The following is an 18,705-nucleotide window of genomic DNA, read 5'->3' on the forward strand; positions in this document are numbered from 1 at the left end:
TTATAAGCCTGTATGTGTATATCGTCGCTAACGAAAGTTTCTTTAATTATTCAACGTGATTTTTAGTATTAATCAAAGGGACAGTCTTTAGTAAAAGTTAAGGTTTTCTCGCTTACGGGATGCGTTATTTGTAGCATTTGAGCATGTAATTGCAAGCGATTACTCGCATTTAAAGCTAGCGGATGTGCATAAAGTCGATCGCCAATAATGGGGTGCCCTAAACATAACATATGCACTCTTAACTGATGAGAACGACCTGTGACGGGTGTTAGCGCTAACAGTGTGGTTATTTGGTTGTCATTATTTGCATCGTAACTTAATACTCGATAATGGGTTAATGCTGCTTTGCCTTGTTCATGGTCAACTTTCTGTTTAGGTCTATTGGGCCAATCACAAATTAAAGGTTGATCGACAGAGCCCTGTGAATTTTCAACTTTTCCAAATACGCGCGCAATATAACTTTTTTTGGTTAGCCTTTTCTCGAATTGACGACTTATATTAACGTGAGCTGGTTTGTTTAACGCCAGTAAAATAATACCCGAAGTGGCCATGTCTAAGCGATGCACTACAGTGGCTGTTGGTAGCACTTTTAGCACTCTGTTTTGTAAGCAATCTTGATGCTCGGGTAAACGCCCCGGTACAGTTAATAATCCGCTAGGCTTGTTAAGCACAACAATATCGTTATCTTGATAAATAATATCAAGATATGGGCTCATGGGTGGTTGATAAATAAAGTCAGGGTTAGCAGCCATCTTGTGGGTTTCCTTTTGAAGGTGTCTTAAACAAAAGGCTACACTAAGTGTAGCCTTTATATTGTTGCGCTTTTCTATTCAGTAACTAAAAATTAGTTGCTAACTACAATTAAACGAACTGCTTCAAATTGAATTTTAGCTTTTTCAATATAGTCTGCTAAAGCACTTTTTTGCATTAGAATAAAATCAACCTCTTGCTGACGTACGCTTGGGTTTATTGCTTTAAGTGCTGTTAATCTTTGATGCTCTTCATCCATAGCATTTTGCATTCCAGCAAGTGCTCTTGCTTGTATGGTTGCCGTTTGTTGTTCGGCATGTGTTTCAGCTTTAGCCACTAATGGCGCTATTTGGCTTCTTAGTGCTTTAACTAGTTGCAAGGCCACTTGCTTTTTCACTGGTGATAGTTGTTGATCTAACACAGCTTCGCTCACTTTATCAGCAAGGTTATTACCATTTTTATCCACCAATATACGAATAGGCGTTGTTGGTAAGTAACGACCGAGTTGTAAGTTACTTGGCGCAATAGCTTCTAGGGTAAAAATACACTCTAAGAAGAATGTCCCGGCTGGCAGCGCAGGATTCTTAAGTAAACCAATACTTGAATTACCGGTTTCGTCAGACAATACCAAGTCCATCGCGCCACGAACCATAGGGTGGTCCCAAGTAATTAGCTGGTAGTTTTCAACGGCTAATGCGGTTTGGCGATTAAAGGTTATGGTTGTACCGTCTTCAGGTAAGCATGGGAAGTTAGCACACAACATATGCTCAGAAGGTTGCAAAGCAATGGCATTATCAGCTTTATCATCTTGTTGAATGCCAAAAACATCTAATATCTGGAACATAAATTGTGGTAAATGAATTTGTTGATCTAATTGCTCAATTTTTTCCACTAAAGCGTGGGCTTTACCTTGGCCAGAAGAATGTAATTCAAGTAACTTATCTCGACCTGATTCTAGATCTTGTTTGATCGTTAAGTGTTTTTCATGGCTCTGTTCAATCAAAGTTTCAGCTTCTTTGGTGTCCCAACTCGCGCTCAACGCTAAATCGAATAAGGTTTCACCGAAAGCATTAAATACTGCATGGCCCGTAATACAGGTATGCTCAAAGGCATTTAAAGATTGCTTGTACCATTTAAACAGTAAGCTTTGTGCCGAGTCTTCAAAATAAGGCACATGAATTCGAATAGTTTCAGTTTGTCCAATACGGTCTAAACGGCCGATACGTTGCTCTAGTAAGTCAGGGTTACGCGGTAAATCAAATAATACTAAATGGTGCGCAAACTGAAAGTTACGGCCTTCGCTACCAATTTCAGAACATAGCAGCACTTGGGCGCTATCTTCATCTTGGGCAAAGTAAGCGGCAGCGCGGTCACGTTCAAAAATACTTAAACCTTCGTGAAATACTGCTGCGCGCATACCTTCTTTAACACGTAAGGCTGTTTCTAGGTCGATAGCCGTTTGCGCGTTGGCACAAATAACTAACACTTTTTCTTTTTTCAGCGATTGTAACAGCTCGATTAAGTAGTCAACGCGTGGGTCAATATCATACCAATCTTCATGGCTGTCTAAGCTGAATAACGTTTCAGGGGTAAAAATGAGTTTTGCTTGTGGTTGCGCTTTCAAATCTTCAGCGGTCCCCGAGAGTAATAACTCATTAATGGCTTCTTGATAAGCATCAGGCATAACCAGCGGTGTTGAGTGTAACTCACGCCCAGGGAAGCCTTTAATAGTATTGCGACTATTACGAAACAGAATACGACCTGTGCCGTGGCGATCTAAAAGCTGGTCAAGAATATGTTGTCGAGCATTTTTTTGCTCTGTTATATCAGCATGATTTATTGCTGCAATATGTGCGCTAACATCAGCTTCACTTAATAATGTGGTTAGCGTTGTTATTTGCTCATTAGCCAATGGTTCATCGGTAATTAACGTATTAGCGGCATCAGCAACTTCAGTATAATGCTGTTCTTCTTCGGTAAATTTTTGATAATCGAAAAATCGATCAGGGTCAAGCAATCGTAAACGAGCAAAATGACCTTCGTGACCTAGCTGATCAGGTGTTGCAGTTAATAGTAAAACCCCAGGAATGGTTTGAGCTAATTGCTCAATACATTGGTATTCAATACTGGCATTATCTTGCTGCCAATTTAAATGATGTGCTTCATCAACCACCATTAAATCCCAGTCTTCATCAATCATCGCTTCATACCAGCGAGGATTTTTAGTGATAAAGCCAAGGTTTACTAGTACCAATTGTTCTTGGCTAAAGGGGTTTTCGCCTTCGCCATTATCTGAAGTTTCTTCACAGCGACTTTCATCAAAAATACTAAACGGCAGATTAAAACGGCGTAACATTTCAACCAACCATTGGTGCATTAATGATTCTGGCACAATAATAAGTACACGTTTAGCGCGACCGGTAACTAGCTGTTGATGAATAATTAAACCTGCTTCAATGGTTTTACCTAAACCTACTTCATCAGCTAGCAAAACTCTTGGGGCAAAGCGGCTGCCCACTTCTTCAGCAATGTATAACTGGTGAGGAATTAAACTAACACGACCACCGCTAAGGCCTGTTAAATCTGATTGTTGCTGGCTAAATTGATGATGTAAACAGTCTTTTCTTAGGCGAAACCAATCAAGGCGATCAATCTGGCCATTAAGTAGGCGATCATGCGGTTTGTTAAATTTAATAAAATGATCAATCATCATTTCTTTAATTGAACTTGCTTCACCTGTGTCTTGCCTAACACCAAAGTAAGTTAATAAGTTGTTTTTTTCTTCTGAATATTCAACGGTTAGCGTCCAGCCTTCATGGCTTGGAATGCTGTCTCCTTCGTTAAAAATAACGCGCGTTAAAGGTGCGTTATCCATAGCATATTGTCTCGCATCCCCTGTTGCCGTAAATACGATAGTTACAAAACGACCTTCGACAGCGGTAACGGTGCCTAGCCCTTGATCTGACTCACTATCACTAATCCAGCGTTGCCCAGGGTAAAATGACATAAACAAAAACTCCAACTCATTAACTCGCGTAAAAATACGCGTAAAAAAAAGGCGCTATAATATCGTTAATCATAGAAGTGATCATTAAATAAATCAGTAAAAGTGTAGTTTTTTGCTGAAAATTTACAGAATAGAGGCTTGTATTTTTTAGCACAGCATTCACAGTAGTAATAATGTGCTTAATACAAATTTAAATAATTCAAAAAAGCTACTTGCTTGCTAATAAATAAACTGTAAAGTGGTTATTAGCTTAATAGAAAAGCTAATTCTATGATTGTAAAAGCAATGATAGAAATGAACGAAGCAATAAATTATTTTGGTGAGATAAGTTATCAATCTTTTGTGGTTTTTCGCAGTATTTTCTAAACAAGTATTGCCGTGAAACCTTCAACTTGGATAAGGATTTCATATGACAATAAATAAAATTATTTACGTTTTAGATACCAATATATTATTACACGAACCTTTCGCTTTCCTCTCTTTCAAAGAACACGATGTTGTAGTACCCATGACGGTTTTAGAAGAGCTAGACTCTATTAAAGACCGCAATAAAGATGTAAGTCGAGATGCCCGCATTGCTATCAGAGCACTGGAAGACACTTTAGTTAACGCTTCACCAGAGCAAGTGCTTGCCGGCGTTAAGCTACCGCAAAATAATGAACAACACCCAAGTGGCTGTTTATCTATTTTTAACGACTATGCGCTTGATGAAAGTAAAGTTAAGCTGTCGTTTAATGAAAATGACAATCGCATTATTAGTGCAGCCATTCATTTACAAGCTACAAACCCAAACAATAAAGTAGTACTGGTTACTAAAGATATTAACATGCGTTTAAAAGCAAAAGGCGCAGGACTTGCTTTTGTTGAAGACTATCGCACCGATCAGCTTATTGACGACATTCAATTTTTAACCAAAGGTTATCACGAGTTTACCGGTGATTTTTGGCAGCATGTTAAGGAGTGCGAAAGCGAAACCCAAGGCCGTAATACCACTCATTATATAAAACGCGACTTATTACCTAATAGTTATATTAATGAATACTTAATAGATGAAGGCGAGCACTTTGCCGGGAAAATTACTGGCGGAGATCATGAGAAACTCGCCATAGCAGATTTAAGCCGAGAGCGCTTAATGGCGAAACAAGCTTGGGGTATTCATCCAAAAAATATTTATCAGGGTATGGCGATGGATGCGCTACTCGACCCTGCTATTGATTTAGTGATTCTTACAGGGCCGGCAGGCTGTGGTAAGACGGGTATTACGTCAACAATAATATCAATATTTGTGCAGACCTCAGTAAAAATAAAGTCTATAGCTCAGTTTTTACAAAGAAATATTATAAAAAACTTCTCATTCACTAATCAAATTAAGACTCCTTCTAAATTATTCTTAGGAGAGTGTTATGTTTAAAAATAAAATAATTATGGATTTAACTAGTAGTCACGGATTAATAAAAAATAATCTTGAGGTAAATCAATAATGAAAAATTCAAACGAAAATAGAAATCCACGTGTACTCGATACATCAGCTTTAGTACATGATCCTAAGAGTCTCTTAGCATACAGAGATGATATATATATCTGTCTAACCGTGCTTGAAGAACTAGACAATTTAAAAGAACGAACTGATAAAAATGTATCTCAAGATGCTCGTGCAGTCATTAGAATGCTAGAGGACATCATTAATGGTCATTCATCTGAAGAGATGGAGCAGGGAATTGATTTACCGTCAACTGAGACAGCTAAGCGCGGTAAATTATTCATTGGTATTGATACTCAGATAGACTTTGCTAAAGAGTTAAAGCATGCAATCGGTAGTGATGCTGATAACCGTATTATCAATTACGCACTTCATTTGCAAAATACATTAAAGGAAGATGTGTCGATTGTAAGTCGTGATATCAATATGCGCTTAAAGGCACGGACAATTGGTGTTGATGCCGAAGATGTACTTGTCGATAATCAAATTTCGGATGTTGATTTACTCTACACAGGAGTTCAATCATTTACTGGTGACCTGTTTGATCGCTGTGAAGAAGAAAAAGATTTTGCGATGTCTGGAAAGTTATACCGTTTCAATCGTGATATTTTTAACGACGAAGCTCAGCCGAATATGTATTGGTATGATGAAGTTGGTCACGTTGGGAAAATAAAGGAAGTAACTGATGAACATATCTTTACGACATTACTTCAAAGAAAACCTGAAAAAATATGGGGAATACTTCCTAAGAATCAACGTCAAGCAGTCGCTTTAGATCAACTTACCGATCCTGATTTTGATCTAAATATCATCCTTGGCCCTGCGGGTTCCGGTAAAACTTTTTTAGCGATTGCGGCTGGGTTACACCAAGTTCTTGAATTAAAACAATATAAAAAAATCGTTGTCGTGAGAAGTCGAGATTTCATGGATGATGATCCGGGCTTCCTCCCAGGTGATCTAACTGAAAAATCATTACCTTTGTTAGCTGGTGTTACAGATGCTTTGATTTCAATGCATTCAGACGATGAAGATGATGAAAAGAGTACTCGCGCTACTGTCGAACATATTATCGATAGAGCTAATATAGAGTTTACTTCCATGGCTTATTTTAGAGGTAGATCAATTGATGATGCCGTTCTCATTATTGATGAAGCTCAGAATATGACGAGAGCGCAAATGAAAGGAATGCTTAGTCGCGGTGGTAAAAACTGCCGAACTATCGTACTTGGAAATCTTGCGCAAATTGATGATAGGTTCGTTACTCCTGCATCATCAGGAGCTAGTGCAGCAGTTAATATCTATCGTAACTATGAAAAAGGTAGTGTTTTGATATTTGATGAAGTTGAAAGAAGTTCTCTAGCTGATTTCACAGAAAAGAATTTTTAGACCTAATTAACAATTGATTTAAATATGTAATAACAGCCATAGCTTTTAATTAAGCTATGGTCTGTTAGAGAGGCCAGCCTCCACCTTAGCAGGCCAAATAGAGTGATGTGATCTAAGTAAAAAGGCGCTGGTTTATTAGGTAGTGAATCAATCTCACACGCGATAAATAATCTTCTTTTGAATGTCATTCAATTTCACTCGTATATTTACCTTTATTTTGTAAATTCAAATCACACTTGTGATAGATAAATCTTGCTCACTTTTTTTAGGTCTGTTTTATTTATAAAACAATGCCAAATGATATTTAGAGTATTTGTTTTTTAGTATAGATTTCAATATATTAACTATGAGGAAATGATTGGTAGGAGTTAATTAATAGGAGATGACATAAATAATAATATTAAGGTAAGAAAATGAGCGTAAATTGTTTTTATAAAAGTGAATTAACAGAAGAGTTGAAGAAAGAGCTACTTAACAGAAAAGATTTTAGCAATAAAGATCAGGAAATCCTGCACTTTATGTTATTTGAAATAATCAAAGGGTACGAATTTTCAAAAATTTTAATTCAACAAAATGTAAGTGTGGCTGATGATGAAGGCATCGAATATTTATATTTTATTGACGGTCAGTACTTACCATTTCAACAAAGAAAAGATTTCGCAAGGTATGTTTTCAACAAATCTAAATTTGCGACAGATTTAAAAATGTCTTATCAATATCACAATCACTATGGCGAAGTCCTTATTAAATTTCTAGAAGCTGCGACAGCAGCATTAGTTGATTATGCTATTTCAGGTGTATTTAAAGATATAGTAAGTAATGGAGGGCTATTTGTTACGGCTCCAATGGAAACGGCTTAATGTGCTTCAATCCTCCTAATTATGGACGCTGCTCGTATTAAAGTTCCCCTCATCGAGAAAAATCTTTTAGCCATGATATGTATTACCTTGATGAATAATATCAATGCAGTAAAAACTGTTTATCATATTACTTAAAGTGGAATTTAGTGTAATAATAGACATGGCTTTGTATGTTTAATCTTGTAAAGTCAGGCCGTATCAAAGAGGCCAGTTCCCACGATAATGAACGAAATGGATATACTTTGAATAGATTGTAAATTCGCGTAGCGAATGTGTACCAATAAAATTTACTCGACAAAAAGAGCGTGGGCTTTTTGTTGCGTATTTTTGTATTGGTGAAAACATGTCGCTTAATAATGAAGACTTGCTTAACAATGTTAAAAGGCAAGCAAAAAGGCTTTCAAAAAAAATATCTATTCCGCTTGGCCAAAGCCAAGAAATGTTGTCCTATGTTGTTTATGGCTGTGATAGTTATGGACAGTTAATTTCATTGCTGAAGTCTGACTCCTTTGAAAATCAAAATCTGATATTAGCGGCTTTACACCCAAGAGCAGAAGACTTCCTTCTAAAGTTCCTTCATACAGATATGAATAATATTTTGTCTCGCTTTAAAGAAAGGGTTGAAAATATAAAAATAAATGAAAATACTGTTGTTGAAATTTTCGGTATTGAACTAACTGATTTCAAAAGAAAAACAAAATAAAATCCTTTTAAATTATACAGATATGTATAATTACTCCCTGTTTACAACAACATTTCACTCATTTATATTGGTAATGAAGGCTGAACGGACAGCCTATGCCTACACATATTTATAATTAAGTATGAACGATGAAGCAGAGCATCCGTAAAAATTTGGTTTTCATAATTAACAAACTGGCGTTAGTAGGCTGTTGTTTGTTTTAATTTATGGATAACTAAATGATCACATCAGACACATTAACCCTAAAGTTAACACTCCAATCTAAACTTCTTGCAAAATCCCTAAATTTACCTGAATCATTTGGTTATGATTTATTAGCAACAAGTGTCTACCAACATATAGACTTTGAAGATTTATGCGACTCAATAGCTGAATTTAATTATGCATCAAGTTTTGGGGCTTTATCAGAATATCAAAAGTTAAAATACTTATTGATATGTGAAGTGGAAGATAAAGAGTTAATTAAAGATCTTCATTTAGAAATAGAACACATGGCGATTCGACTAGAATCGAAGACAGTAATAAATATTTCTAAAATTGATCTAATATCAAACCTATTCAAATTATTTGGTCTCGAAAATGAGTCAAAATACATTGTAGATGCCGAGCATATTGAATTTAAATGGCGACCTTGTTTTGATTCATTGCAAGATAATCAAGCTGTTTTAAGCACTGATTTGTTAATCAATGAAATACCATTCCGTTTTCTAGCAACAAAAGTTTCATTTGATGAGTTCTCTGTTGATAACGTAAAGCATTCACTTCATACAGATCTAGTACAATCAGATGACTCATCTGCTAAAACAAACGAAGAAAGAATAAAAATAGATGAACATATAAAATGGGTAGCTGATAGCTGTGATTGCTTATCAAATTTTGAATCAGATACTCCTGACCGCAGTCCTTCTTATTTTAAAATAAATAACCAAAACTATTTGGTATATGGTTTCCAATTATCACCGCATTTGTCAATCACTGACATTGGACACGCCCCCAATATTAATATTCGGATAAAAGATACTGAAGAAAAGCAGGTGTTTATTTTAAATTTAGGAAGTGAAAGATTAACTCTTGAGTGCATTTTTCTGAACAAAATCGAGGACGGTGAAAAGTGCTATTCATCGAAAAACCAATGGATTAATGATTCACTTTTATCTCGTAAAGATGCATGTAAATTTCGAATTGTTTTCAATAACTCCTATTACCTAATGATCTTGCGACCTTTTGCTCACGTAGATTGGCTGGTGAATGCGTTATGATAAAAACATTCTTAAAAGAAGCAACAGTATTGAGTGTTTTTGATTTCCATAATGATGAGAAAATTTTTCTTGGGGAAATGTTATTCGGTATTGTTCATTCAGATCAAACGTATCTATTTGAGAAAGGGCAAAGGGTAATAACATCACTAATTCAATCACAAAATAATTTTGAATTTATTACAAAAAGTGAGAATTATTATGTCACTGATGATAAACCCGAAAGTTTTGAGTTGAGATTATCTGAATTTGTAGTCATGAGACATTTGTTGCTTTCACCTGCTGAAGTAATTGAAGCAAGAGAGAAATTAGAGCGTGAAGATGCAAAACGATTACATTGAACGGTGGTCAAATGAAACATAGTCAAAGAGCAATAATGACCTCAGTCGATCATCTCAATGAAAATTTTGAAGTCAAAGTAAATAGGTGCCCAACTGCATTTGAAGATGATTCAGATAGCAGTGTATTATTTTCACTGCCAAAAGATAAATTCAGTGACTATTTTGAAGTTGGTGATTTGATTGAATTCAAAAGCCTGGGTAGTTCCAGCCTAGAAATTGCCAACTTAAGCTGCAAGGTGCTTAGGTCAGCTAAGTTTAAACGCGAGCTAAACTCAATATTGAGGCGGTTAGATGATCATCATCATCCGTTGAAACGATGCATTTTATTAACCGAAGATAGCCTTGTTTTATTGTCTGTAGACAAGAACACTGAAGAGTTAACGCTATTAAAAAATCAGCAAAAAAACTTAGAGTAATTATGAAAAATTTTGAAGATAAAGTTGTTAAAGTGATCTCTAAACTAACTTGTGATGGTTGTGGAGAACAAGCAACTCAAGATGACTACGAATTTCATGAGTTTATAAGTATTGATCATAAATGTGGCTATGGAAGTATTCACGGTGATGGCAATCAAATCAGTATTGATCTCTGCCAGAAGTGCTTTGCTGATATGTGCGGTGATAGTTTAACTGTTATTGAGCCTAATGATGAAAAGCATGATAGTGGTTCACGAATTGATGTAAAAGATATCTTGTCAGCAAATAAAATAAGTAATCAGGAATAGTTAACGTCTGCGTTAAAGTGGCTTGATCAACTCTGGGATGCTCAACATCTTTCAGAATCTGGAGGTGAGTTTCATCAACTAGTTGACTTGATTACTGCTTTTGAAGGGAAAAGTTGGGATTCATATTTTGGAACAGTTGATGTTGCATCAGATGATTTTATGTCGGAGCGTGCAATTACTGTTGGTAAATCTTAACAAAGTGGTATTAACAGTAGTAGGTATTAACAGTAGTAGGTATTAACGATTTATATTCTGCTTGCATAGCCTTAAAAAGATTAACTATCTAGTGACTTAATGATCCCACATGCTTCAATAGTATTGTTTGAGCCACAAGCACTTGCCATCTGTTGTAACTCTGCTTTAAGCGCTCTTAATTCTTTCATACGCTTATTCACTAATGCGAGTTGCTGATCAATTAATGCATTAACGCTAGAGCAGCTTTCTTCTGGCTTATTTTTTAACTCTAATAGGCGTTTAGTATCATTGAGTGATATATCAAGGCTTCGGCAGTGCTTTACGAATTCCAACTGTTTAAGTGCTTTACTATCATACAACCTAAAATTACCTTCTGAACGGTTTGGATTTAACAGCAATCCTTCTCTTTCATAGTATCTAATTGTCTGTATTGAACAACCTGATTTTTTTGAGAACTCACCTATTTTCATAAAATTCCCTAACAAACTTGACTCTATAGTTACTATAGGATTTATAGTAATAATATACAAGTTAACCGGAGTATAAAATGGCTGAGAAATATTTAAATAATACGAATGTTGTTAATTTTGAACACAAGAATATCCAATCTCTTATTAATAAACGAGGGTGGAAAAATTTGGATGATTTCAACAAAATTGGTGCCGCTTATCAGTTTGTAAAAGATGAGATTCTCTTCGGCTATAATGAAAGCGATGATATTGCAGCAAGCGATGTGCTAGCAGATGGTTATGGGCAATGTAATACTAAGGGTAATCTATTAATGGCACTCTTGCGTGGATTAGGTATCCAGTGTCGTTTCCATGGTTTTACCATTGATCAGCAATTACAAAAAGGTGCCATTCCCAGCTATATATTTTGGCTAGCACCTAAATATATTATCCATAGTTGGGTAGAAGTTTATTTTGATGGGCGCTGGATTAATTTAGAGGGCTTTATATTAGATAGGCAATACTTAACCTCACTACAGCAGAAGTTTAACCAAGAAAAAGATGATTTTTGTGGTTATGGTGTTGCGACAAAGTGCTTTTCATCACCAGATACAGATTGGCGTGGAGAGGATACCTATATTCAAAAAGAAGGTATCCATGACGACTTTGGACTTTATAATTCCCCTGATGAATTTTACCTAGAAAAAGGCACAAATTTATCAGGAGTAAAACGTTGGTTGTATCAACGCGTGATCCGTCATTTGATTAATATGAATGTATCAAAAATTAGAAATACAAAAGCACTGGAGGTACAAAATGCACAACCATAGTCACAGTCACCATCATGAAAAAAACGACCGCATTGGTTGGGCGTTTTTTCTTAATGTGATATTTACTATTATTGAATTTATTGGCGGTTGGCTAACCAACAGTACCGCGATAATGGCTGATGCAGTTCACGATCTTGGTGATAGTCTTTCAATAGGTTTTGCGTGGATTTTAAGTCGTTTTTCAGATAAAGAAGCATCAGACAAATTCAGTTATGGTTATCGCCGACTTACACTTTTTGGTGCATTGGTAAATAGTATCGTTTTGATTATTGGTTCTATTTGGGTTTTATTTGAAGCAATACCGAGGTTGTCCAATCCTGAAATGCCTGTAGTTGAGGGGATGCTGGGACTTGCCATACTCGGTGTTGTCGTTAACGGATATGCGGTATTTAAATTAAAAGCGGGTGAAACACTAAATGAAAAAGTGCTGACATGGCATCTACTTGAAGATGTACTTGGTTGGGTTGCTGTTCTTATAGTCTCCATTGTACTGTTGTTCGTTGAACTGCCGATATTAGATCCTCTATTATCAATAGGGTTTACGCTATTTATCTTGTTTAACGTTTTTAGAAACTTGAAATCAACGTTGGTGCTTTTTCTTCAAGCGGCACCAGATAAAGAGACCCAAGAACGTATTAAACAATCATTAATGGAATTTCCAGAAGTTAATGGTATCCATCACATGCACTTTTGGTCACTAGATGGTGAAAGTCACGTTTTAACAGCTCATCTTGAGCTGAGTGACAACTTTGAAGTTGAAAACTTAATTAGACTTAAACAAGAAGTTGCAACTAAATTAGCTTCCTATCATTTATCGCATACGACGATAGAGTTTGAGTTTTTAAATGAAAGTTGCCGAGACGATGCGAATTAAACTTTAAAAGTTGAAATAAAAAAGATTAAATATAAAAGCAGCTTAAACATAAATTAAGCTGCTTTTGGGGCATTAAATTTCGTCAGATTGCTGTTTACTAATCTCTGAGCCATGCGCCCACTGATATAAAACAGGTAATACAAACAAGGTTAAAATGGTAGAAGTTATAATACCGCCGATAACAACTGTTGCTAGTGGTCGTTGTACTTCTGCTCCAATTCCAGTGTTTAGCGCCATTGGAATAAAACCTAAACTTGCAACTAGTGCCGTCATTAAAATAGGTCTTAAACGAATGATAGCACCTTCAATGATCGCTAAGTAAAGATCGCCTTTTTCATGCCAAAGGTCTCGAATAAAAGCCAACATAACCAAGCCATTTAATACGGCAACACCTGACAATGCTATGAAGCCGACACCTGCCGAAATAGATAAAGGCATGTCTCTTAAATAAAGAGAAAATACGCCCCCAGTTAATGCTAAAGGCACGCCACTGAAAATGATTAATGCATCTTTTAATGAACCAAATGCAATAACCAAAATACCTAAGATAACAACTAATGTAATCGGTACTACTAAGCTTAATCTTTTACTAGCTGACTCTAGCTGTTCAAACGTTCCGCCATAATCAAGCCAGTACCCTGCTGGGATTTCTCCTTCCTGATTAATTTTAGCTTTTACTTCTTTTACAAAGCCGCCTAAATCTCTACCACGTACATTGACGGTAACCACAACTCTTCTTTTTCCGTTCTCACGGCTAATTTGAGCAGGTAAATACTCTGATTTAAGCTCTGCAACTTCTTCAAGTGGCACATAGTTACCATTCTCAAGTGGAAGCGGCAGATACTTCAAGCCATCGATATCCGTTCTTATTTGCTCTGGTAAACGAACAACTAACTCAAACCGTCTGTCACCTTCATAAATGATCCCCGCAGATTCACCGCCTATTGCTGTGGCAACCCAGTCTTGCAGTTCAGTAACACTCAAACCATACCTACCAAGCGCTTCGCGTTTAGGGATTACCGATAAAGATGGAACACCTGTGACTTGTTCCATTCGGGCATCTGCTGCACCATCGACGGTTTTCACAATATTTAGAATATCTTTTGCGGTCAGTAATAACCGATCCAAATCATCGCCAAATACTTTGATACCTACGTCTGCTCTAACACCTGAAATCAATTCATTGAAACGCATTTGAATAGGTTGAGTGAATTCATAGTTGTTGCCAGGAATGTTTTTCAATACCTCTTCCATTTCTTCAACTAATTCACTCTTCGGTTTTGAAGGTTCATTCCAATCTTTGCGTGGTTTTAATATAACAAAGATATCAGCAATACTCGGTGGCATTGGGTCAGTCGCAACTTCTGGAGTACCGATGCGCGAAAATACTTTATCAACCTCAGGAAATGCTTTAATACGTTTTTCAAGTACTTCTTGCATTTCTACTGATTGCTCTAGGCCAGTCGAAGGAATTCTTAACGCCTGTAGTGCAATATCACCTTCATTTAATTGTGGAACAAATTCTGTCCCAAGCGTAGTTGCTAACCAAAGGCTATACCCCATTAACAGCGTTGCAAATGAAACAATAATCCAACGAAATTTCATTGCCATAATTAGCAATGGTTTATAGATAGACTTGGTTGAACGAATAACAACACTTTCTTTTTCGCTGATTTTACCTTTCATAAATATCGCAACAGCAGCAGGAACCAGTGTAACTGAAAGGATCATGGCTGATATTAACGCCATTACGACAGTTGCCGCCATAGGATGGAACATTTTCCCTTCAACACCAGTTAGGGTGAAAATGGGTATGTATACCACTGTGATAATGGCTACACCAAACAGGCTTGGACGTATGACTTCTGAAGTGGCTTCAAAAACAGTATTTAGTCGTTCCCTTAGGTCTTGCCTATGACCGTTGTGTTGCGCCTCAGCTAACCGACGAACAGAGTTTTCAACGATGATGACAGCCCCGTCCACTATCAAACCAAAGTCCAATGCACCAAGGCTCATTAAGTTAGCAGATACTCCTGCTTGTACCATACCTGTAATTGTCATTAACATTGATAGTGGTATTACGGCGGCTGTTATTAATGCGGCGCGTAAATTTCCAAGCAACAAGAAAAGTACAACGATAACTAATAGCGCACCTTCAACGAGGTTTTTGGTAACGGTTGCAATCGCTTTATCTACTAACGTTGTTCTATCATAAACAGGCTCTGCGATAATGCCTTTTGGAAGAGATTTTTGTATTTCACTGAGTTTCTGTTCTACATCTAAGGCAACGGTACGAGAATTCTCACCAATCAGCATCATGGTTGTACCAAGCACTGTCTCAATGCCATTACGAGTAGCAGCCCCTGTTCTAAGTTCTTTTCCTATAGCAACATTGGCAACATCACTTATTTTTACAGGAATACCATCGTTCTTTTTGATGATGACATTGAGGATTTCATCCATTGTCGCTAGTTGCCCAATGGAGCGTACTAACACTTGCTGTCCGTTTTGCTCAATATAGCCAGCGCCACGGTTATCATTGTTTTTACGCAATGCATCAGATATTTCTTCAAAGCTTACACGATGAAAAAGTAATTTTTCAGGTTTCGGCGTGATGTGATATTGCTTGTTGTAGCCGCCGATGCTGTTGACCTCAATGACGCCTTTAACTTGAGCCAATTGCGGTTTAATGATCCAGTCTTGAATTTCCCTCAGGGCAATAGCGGTATAAGGTTCTCCATTAGACATTTTAGCGTCAGGAGAAGCTTGCACTGTATACATAAATATTTCGCCAAGCCCTGTAGAAATAGGACCCATTTCTGGCTCTAAGCCAGAGGGAATAACGCCTTTTATCGCAGATAGTCTGGCATTGATTAAGTTGCGTGCGAAATAAATACCTGTTCCCTCTTCAAAGATAACGGTTACTTGGGATAAACCATATCTTGATAGGGAACGGGTGTGAGACAGCTTTGGTAGTCCAGCTAACGCGGTTTCTACTGGAAAAGTTACCCTTTGCTCTGCTTCTAATGGTGAATAACCGGGGGCAGAAGTATTTATTTGTACTTGTACATTTGTTATATCTGGAACTGCATCAATGGGAAGTTTTTGATAACTCCACATACCAACGCCGATGATTACCATCAGCAAGCTTAATACTAAGTAGCGCCTATTTATTACAAGACGCAAAATTGATTCAATCATATTGCGTCTCCTAATGGTCGTCTTCTACTTCAGATTTCAATATATCTGCTTTAATCAGATAACTGTTTTTGTTTACATATTCAGCGTCTTTACGGAGGCCATCAATGACCTCGATATAGTTTTTGTCTGAACGACCGAGGACAAGTGGTGCAAACTCATACTCTTCATCTTCTTTTACAAAGACACCTAATTGTCCTCCCAGTTCTTGTATGGCAACTTTCTCGACGGCTAAATCCACCTCAAATCGGTTTATCTTTACGCTACCTGTTAATAATTGGCCTGAGGTTAGGTTTAGCTCAGTGTTGTTTAATCGAATCCGTGCCAAAACATATGACTGATCTATAGCTGGAATAATATTGGTGATGATGGAGTTGAATGCTTGATCACCATGGTCAATGTTAACAGACTGACCGACTCTGATTTGATTATACTGGCTAGTAAAAACCTTAAATTCGGCCCACAACGTGTCAAAATTGACGATTTCAAACAAGCTGGTGTTTTGTGTGATACCGCCAATATTTCCATTTCTCTGTAAAACAGTCCCAGAAACAGGGGAAATTATCTTATAGGTATTTAAGCTTTCGTTAGATTCAATAACGGCTAATAGATCGCCTTTGTTTACCTTATCACCAACAGTGGAGTTTATTGTCTTTATAACGCCATTATATCTAGCGCCAACTTGAAATAATTGTTCAGCGCCTATCGTCGTAGCGCCGTATACAGGGATAGTTTGGTTCAACGTTTTTGAAGCTAAATAGGCTGTTTCAACACCAACCCTTTTTGCCATGTTATTGTTAATTTTGCTAATGCCTTCTTCGCCTTCATGTTCATCTTCACTAGCGAAAGCACTTTGAATGGGTGATAAATGCCCGATAAAAATCAATAGTGCGAGTATATAGTTTTTCATTTTTAATTCCTAAACGATTCAGTTAATAACTGAATCAATAAATTGTTATTAATCTTAAAGTGATGTTTATTTAGAGTGACAGCGCTTCGTTTGTTAGTTTTTCTATCTCTGCGCCGTAAATCAGGGCAGCAGATGCCGCGTCAATAAGGGTTCGCCGAGCATTTAACAACTCTTGTCTAGCCGATACATAATCAAGGTAGCCATATCTACCTTTTTGATAGGCGTCTTGAGTATCTTCCAGTGCATCTTCAAGCATTGGAATAACTGACTGCTTTAATGAATTTGCCGTTAGTATGGCTTGTTTTCTATTGGAGTATGCTCGCAGTAAGTGATTTCTAAATCTTAACTTAGTCGCTTCTTTCTCTATAGCAACTTGATCACGCTCTGCTAAGGCACTAGCGATTGCGCCAGAATTTCGCTTTTCAGCAAACAAAGGTAAGCTAAAACCAGCGACCAGTGCCGTATCATTAGCTTCTTGAGAGCGCCTAACACCGACAGACCATTTGATATTGGCAGTTGACTCTGTTTTAGCTAACTGTATTTCAGCCTCTTTTAGTCGTTGTTCGCTTGCATAGATTTGAATCGCTGGATTTTTTTCTAACTTCGCAAAAAGGCTGTTAAAGTCACTGTTATTGCCAAACTGAAAAAGATCACCTTGTACTTCAGAGAAGGTTACAGAGTTTTCTCCCCAGAAAGCTGCTAAAGAAAGTTTTAAATATTCCAAGCGCTTTTGTTCCGATTGAACAGTTAGATTTGCCTGAGCAATAACTGCTTTTGAGCGTTTCACTTCAGCCTCAGGAGTTGCACCTGCGCGGTTACGTTGAGATACAATCTCTAACGTTTCTTGTGCTAACTTCAGTGCATTATCTGCCAATATAACTCTTTGTTGGGCTGCAAGTACTTCCACGTACTTTTCAGTGACTTGAGCCATCAAGTTTAGTGCTGCTACCTCTTTTTCAGCAGTGAGCAATGCTCTTGAGTTTGAAACAAGCCCAATTCGCGCTGAGCGTTTATCTCCCATTTCAATAACCGAAGATAGAGCGACAGTTAATTCTGCGCTTTCGAATGCAGAGAATTCACCTGAGCCTGCAAAGTTCTCGGCTTCAAGTTCTAGTTCATAAGCGGGATTTAAACTTGCTGTTTGTTCTCGTCCTATTAATGCGGTTTGTTTGAAATCAAATATTTTGAGTTCAGGATTTTGTTTAAGCGTTCGCTGTATTGCCTCTTGAAGATTTAACTGCTTTTCAAATGCATAAACATTAAATGTAAAAAGTGACAAAGCGAGAAACGCGATATATTTGAGCCGAGGTGTTACACACCTCAAAATTTCTATCTTGCGATGCACACAGGTATAAAGTGCCATATATACTTTCCTATAAATTTATATTGTTATTTAGGTCAATAATGTTGACCTTTTTAAATTTGATATAAAAATTAGGCGTATTTAGGGGGACGAAATGGCACCGACATATAGCCTTTTAGCTCAGGAGAAACTAAGGCGTAGGTAGGAAAATGATCTATTGCTTGTAAAATATTACAAGAAGAATCTGCATTTAAAAACAAGTGACAACAGCAACAAAAATTACAATTTTCAATTGAACTGTTGCTATTATTTACTTCAAATATATTGGAGGTTTCTGAAGCTTTTAGTGGGGTAGTTGACTCAGTTAGTGATGTGTTAAAAGAACTTTCTATCAAGTTTATTTCAAGCTCTTCTAGCGAAAAAAACACAGACTGCACCG

General features: G+C 37.0%; 16 protein-coding genes and 1 pseudogene. 10 read left to right on the top strand and 7 right to left on the bottom strand.

The features are described from left to right. Window positions 1-68: 68 nt before the first annotated feature. Entirely contained in the window at window positions 69-752 is a 684-nt protein-coding gene (rluA, locus tag B6A32_RS02720; protein WP_085301201.1) for a bifunctional tRNA pseudouridine(32) synthase/23S rRNA pseudouridine(746) synthase RluA, read from the bottom strand. Window positions 753-844: 92 nt separating this feature from the next. Beyond that, window positions 845-3,757 carry an RNA polymerase-associated protein RapA gene (gene rapA, locus B6A32_RS02725; RefSeq protein WP_085301202.1) on the bottom strand — a complete coding sequence of 971 codons (2,913 nt, stop codon included), beginning with the start codon at window positions 3,755-3,757 and terminating at the stop codon, window positions 845-847. 409 nt (window positions 3,758-4,166) lie between these two features. Between rapA and B6A32_RS02730 the strand changes: the two are divergent. The 8 genes and pseudogenes from B6A32_RS02730 to B6A32_RS02765 form a co-directional block, all read left to right on the top strand. Then, window positions 4,167-5,012 (top strand): annotated as a pseudogene (locus B6A32_RS02730) (PIN domain-containing protein); the annotation flags it as partial. Between the two features lie 225 nt (window positions 5,013-5,237). Then, a complete protein-coding gene (locus B6A32_RS02735; RefSeq protein WP_077283700.1) occupies window positions 5,238-6,623 on the top strand; it encodes a PhoH family protein in 1,386 nt (461 codons plus the stop codon). A 413-nt stretch (window positions 6,624-7,036) separates the two neighbouring features. Next, window positions 7,037-7,483, top strand: coding sequence for a hypothetical protein (locus tag B6A32_RS02740; protein WP_077283698.1), 447 nt, complete (start codon window positions 7,037-7,039; stop codon window positions 7,481-7,483). Window positions 7,484-7,826: 343 nt separating this feature from the next. Then, window positions 7,827-8,186, top strand: coding sequence for a hypothetical protein (locus B6A32_RS02745; protein ID WP_085301204.1), 360 nt, complete (start codon window positions 7,827-7,829; stop codon window positions 8,184-8,186). Between the two features lie 218 nt (window positions 8,187-8,404). Beyond that, window positions 8,405-9,445, top strand: a complete 1,041-nt coding sequence (locus B6A32_RS02750) for a hypothetical protein (RefSeq protein ID WP_085301205.1) — start codon at window positions 8,405-8,407, stop codon at window positions 9,443-9,445. Further along, the gene (locus B6A32_RS02755) at window positions 9,442-9,783 is read left to right on the top strand and encodes a hypothetical protein (RefSeq protein ID WP_085301206.1); all 342 of its coding nucleotides are present in this window, start codon (window positions 9,442-9,444) and stop codon (window positions 9,781-9,783) included. The genes B6A32_RS02750 and B6A32_RS02755 overlap by 4 nt, the downstream gene beginning before the upstream one ends. A gap of 11 nt (window positions 9,784-9,794) precedes the next feature. Further along, the gene (locus B6A32_RS02760) at window positions 9,795-10,199 is read left to right on the top strand and encodes a hypothetical protein (RefSeq protein ID WP_143327859.1); all 405 of its coding nucleotides are present in this window, start codon (window positions 9,795-9,797) and stop codon (window positions 10,197-10,199) included. Between the two features lie 2 nt (window positions 10,200-10,201). Then, on the top strand, window positions 10,202-10,507 hold the full coding sequence (locus tag B6A32_RS02765; protein ID WP_085301208.1) for a hypothetical protein: 306 nt from the start codon (window positions 10,202-10,204) through the stop codon (window positions 10,505-10,507). Window positions 10,508-10,782: 275 nt separating this feature from the next. Here B6A32_RS02765 and cadR read toward each other — a convergent pair whose 3' ends face one another. Beyond that, entirely contained in the window at window positions 10,783-11,172 is a 390-nt protein-coding gene (cadR, locus tag B6A32_RS02770; RefSeq protein ID WP_085301209.1) for a Cd(II)/Pb(II)-responsive transcriptional regulator, read from the bottom strand. 77 nt (window positions 11,173-11,249) lie between these two features. On the opposite strand from cadR, the gene B6A32_RS02775 reads away from it, so the two are divergent. Together B6A32_RS02775 and B6A32_RS02780 are read left to right on the top strand one after the other, a co-directional pair. After that, window positions 11,250-11,981 carry a transglutaminase-like domain-containing protein gene (locus B6A32_RS02775; protein WP_036985254.1) on the top strand — a complete coding sequence of 244 codons (732 nt, stop codon included), beginning with the start codon at window positions 11,250-11,252 and terminating at the stop codon, window positions 11,979-11,981. After that, window positions 11,968-12,855 (top strand): cation diffusion facilitator family transporter, encoded by an 888-nt coding sequence (locus B6A32_RS02780; protein WP_085301210.1) that lies wholly within the window; start codon window positions 11,968-11,970, stop codon window positions 12,853-12,855. The genes B6A32_RS02775 and B6A32_RS02780 overlap by 14 nt, the downstream gene beginning before the upstream one ends. Before the next feature lie 72 nt (window positions 12,856-12,927). On the opposite strand, the gene B6A32_RS02785 is transcribed toward B6A32_RS02780, so the two are convergent. The 4 genes from B6A32_RS02785 to B6A32_RS02800 all read right to left on the bottom strand — a co-directional run bounded on the left by B6A32_RS02785 (window position 12,928) and on the right by B6A32_RS02800 (window position 18,694). Then, on the bottom strand, window positions 12,928-16,056 hold the full coding sequence (locus tag B6A32_RS02785; RefSeq protein WP_085301211.1) for an efflux RND transporter permease subunit: 3,129 nt from the start codon (window positions 16,054-16,056) through the stop codon (window positions 12,928-12,930). A 10-nt stretch (window positions 16,057-16,066) separates the two neighbouring features. After that, a complete protein-coding gene (locus B6A32_RS02790; protein WP_085301212.1) occupies window positions 16,067-16,963 on the bottom strand; it encodes an efflux RND transporter periplasmic adaptor subunit in 897 nt (298 codons plus the stop codon). A gap of 70 nt (window positions 16,964-17,033) precedes the next feature. Next, entirely contained in the window at window positions 17,034-18,326 is a 1,293-nt protein-coding gene (locus B6A32_RS02795) for a TolC family protein (protein WP_085301213.1), read from the bottom strand. Window positions 18,327-18,397: 71 nt separating this feature from the next. Further along, window positions 18,398-18,694: a hypothetical protein gene (locus B6A32_RS02800; RefSeq protein ID WP_233131303.1), complete on the bottom strand. Its 297-nt coding sequence runs from the start codon at window positions 18,692-18,694 to the stop codon at window positions 18,398-18,400. Window positions 18,695-18,705 lie beyond the last annotated feature (11 nt).

The organism is Colwellia polaris, from assembly GCF_002104515.1.
Lineage (GTDB): Bacteria > Pseudomonadota > Gammaproteobacteria > Enterobacterales > Alteromonadaceae > Cognaticolwellia > Cognaticolwellia polaris.

Bases quoted from the DNA above. Each gene is read 5' to 3' on its own strand.
- rluA (WP_085301201.1), bottom strand. From the start codon at position 752: ATGGCTGCTAACCCTGACTTTATTTATCAACCACCCATGAGCCCATAT.
- rapA (WP_085301202.1), bottom strand. From the start codon at position 3,757: ATGTCATTTTACCCTGGGCAACGCTGGATTAGTGATAGTGAGTCAGAT.
- B6A32_RS02735 (WP_077283700.1), top strand. From the start codon at position 5,238: ATGAAAAATTCAAACGAAAATAGAAATCCACGTGTACTCGATACATCA.
- B6A32_RS02740 (WP_077283698.1), top strand. From the start codon at position 7,037: ATGAGCGTAAATTGTTTTTATAAAAGTGAATTAACAGAAGAGTTGAAG.
- B6A32_RS02745 (WP_085301204.1), top strand. From the start codon at position 7,827: ATGTCGCTTAATAATGAAGACTTGCTTAACAATGTTAAAAGGCAAGCA.
- B6A32_RS02750 (WP_085301205.1), top strand. From the start codon at position 8,405: ATGATCACATCAGACACATTAACCCTAAAGTTAACACTCCAATCTAAA.
- B6A32_RS02755 (WP_085301206.1), top strand. From the start codon at position 9,442: ATGATAAAAACATTCTTAAAAGAAGCAACAGTATTGAGTGTTTTTGAT.
- B6A32_RS02760 (WP_143327859.1), top strand. From the start codon at position 9,795: ATGAAACATAGTCAAAGAGCAATAATGACCTCAGTCGATCATCTCAAT.
- B6A32_RS02765 (WP_085301208.1), top strand. From the start codon at position 10,202: ATGAAAAATTTTGAAGATAAAGTTGTTAAAGTGATCTCTAAACTAACT.
- cadR (WP_085301209.1), bottom strand. From the start codon at position 11,172: ATGAAAATAGGTGAGTTCTCAAAAAAATCAGGTTGTTCAATACAGACA.
- B6A32_RS02775 (WP_036985254.1), top strand. From the start codon at position 11,250: ATGGCTGAGAAATATTTAAATAATACGAATGTTGTTAATTTTGAACAC.
- B6A32_RS02780 (WP_085301210.1), top strand. From the start codon at position 11,968: ATGCACAACCATAGTCACAGTCACCATCATGAAAAAAACGACCGCATT.
- B6A32_RS02785 (WP_085301211.1), bottom strand. From the start codon at position 16,056: ATGATTGAATCAATTTTGCGTCTTGTAATAAATAGGCGCTACTTAGTA.
- B6A32_RS02790 (WP_085301212.1), bottom strand. From the start codon at position 16,963: ATGAAAAACTATATACTCGCACTATTGATTTTTATCGGGCATTTATCA.
- B6A32_RS02795 (WP_085301213.1), bottom strand. From the start codon at position 18,326: ATGGCACTTTATACCTGTGTGCATCGCAAGATAGAAATTTTGAGGTGT.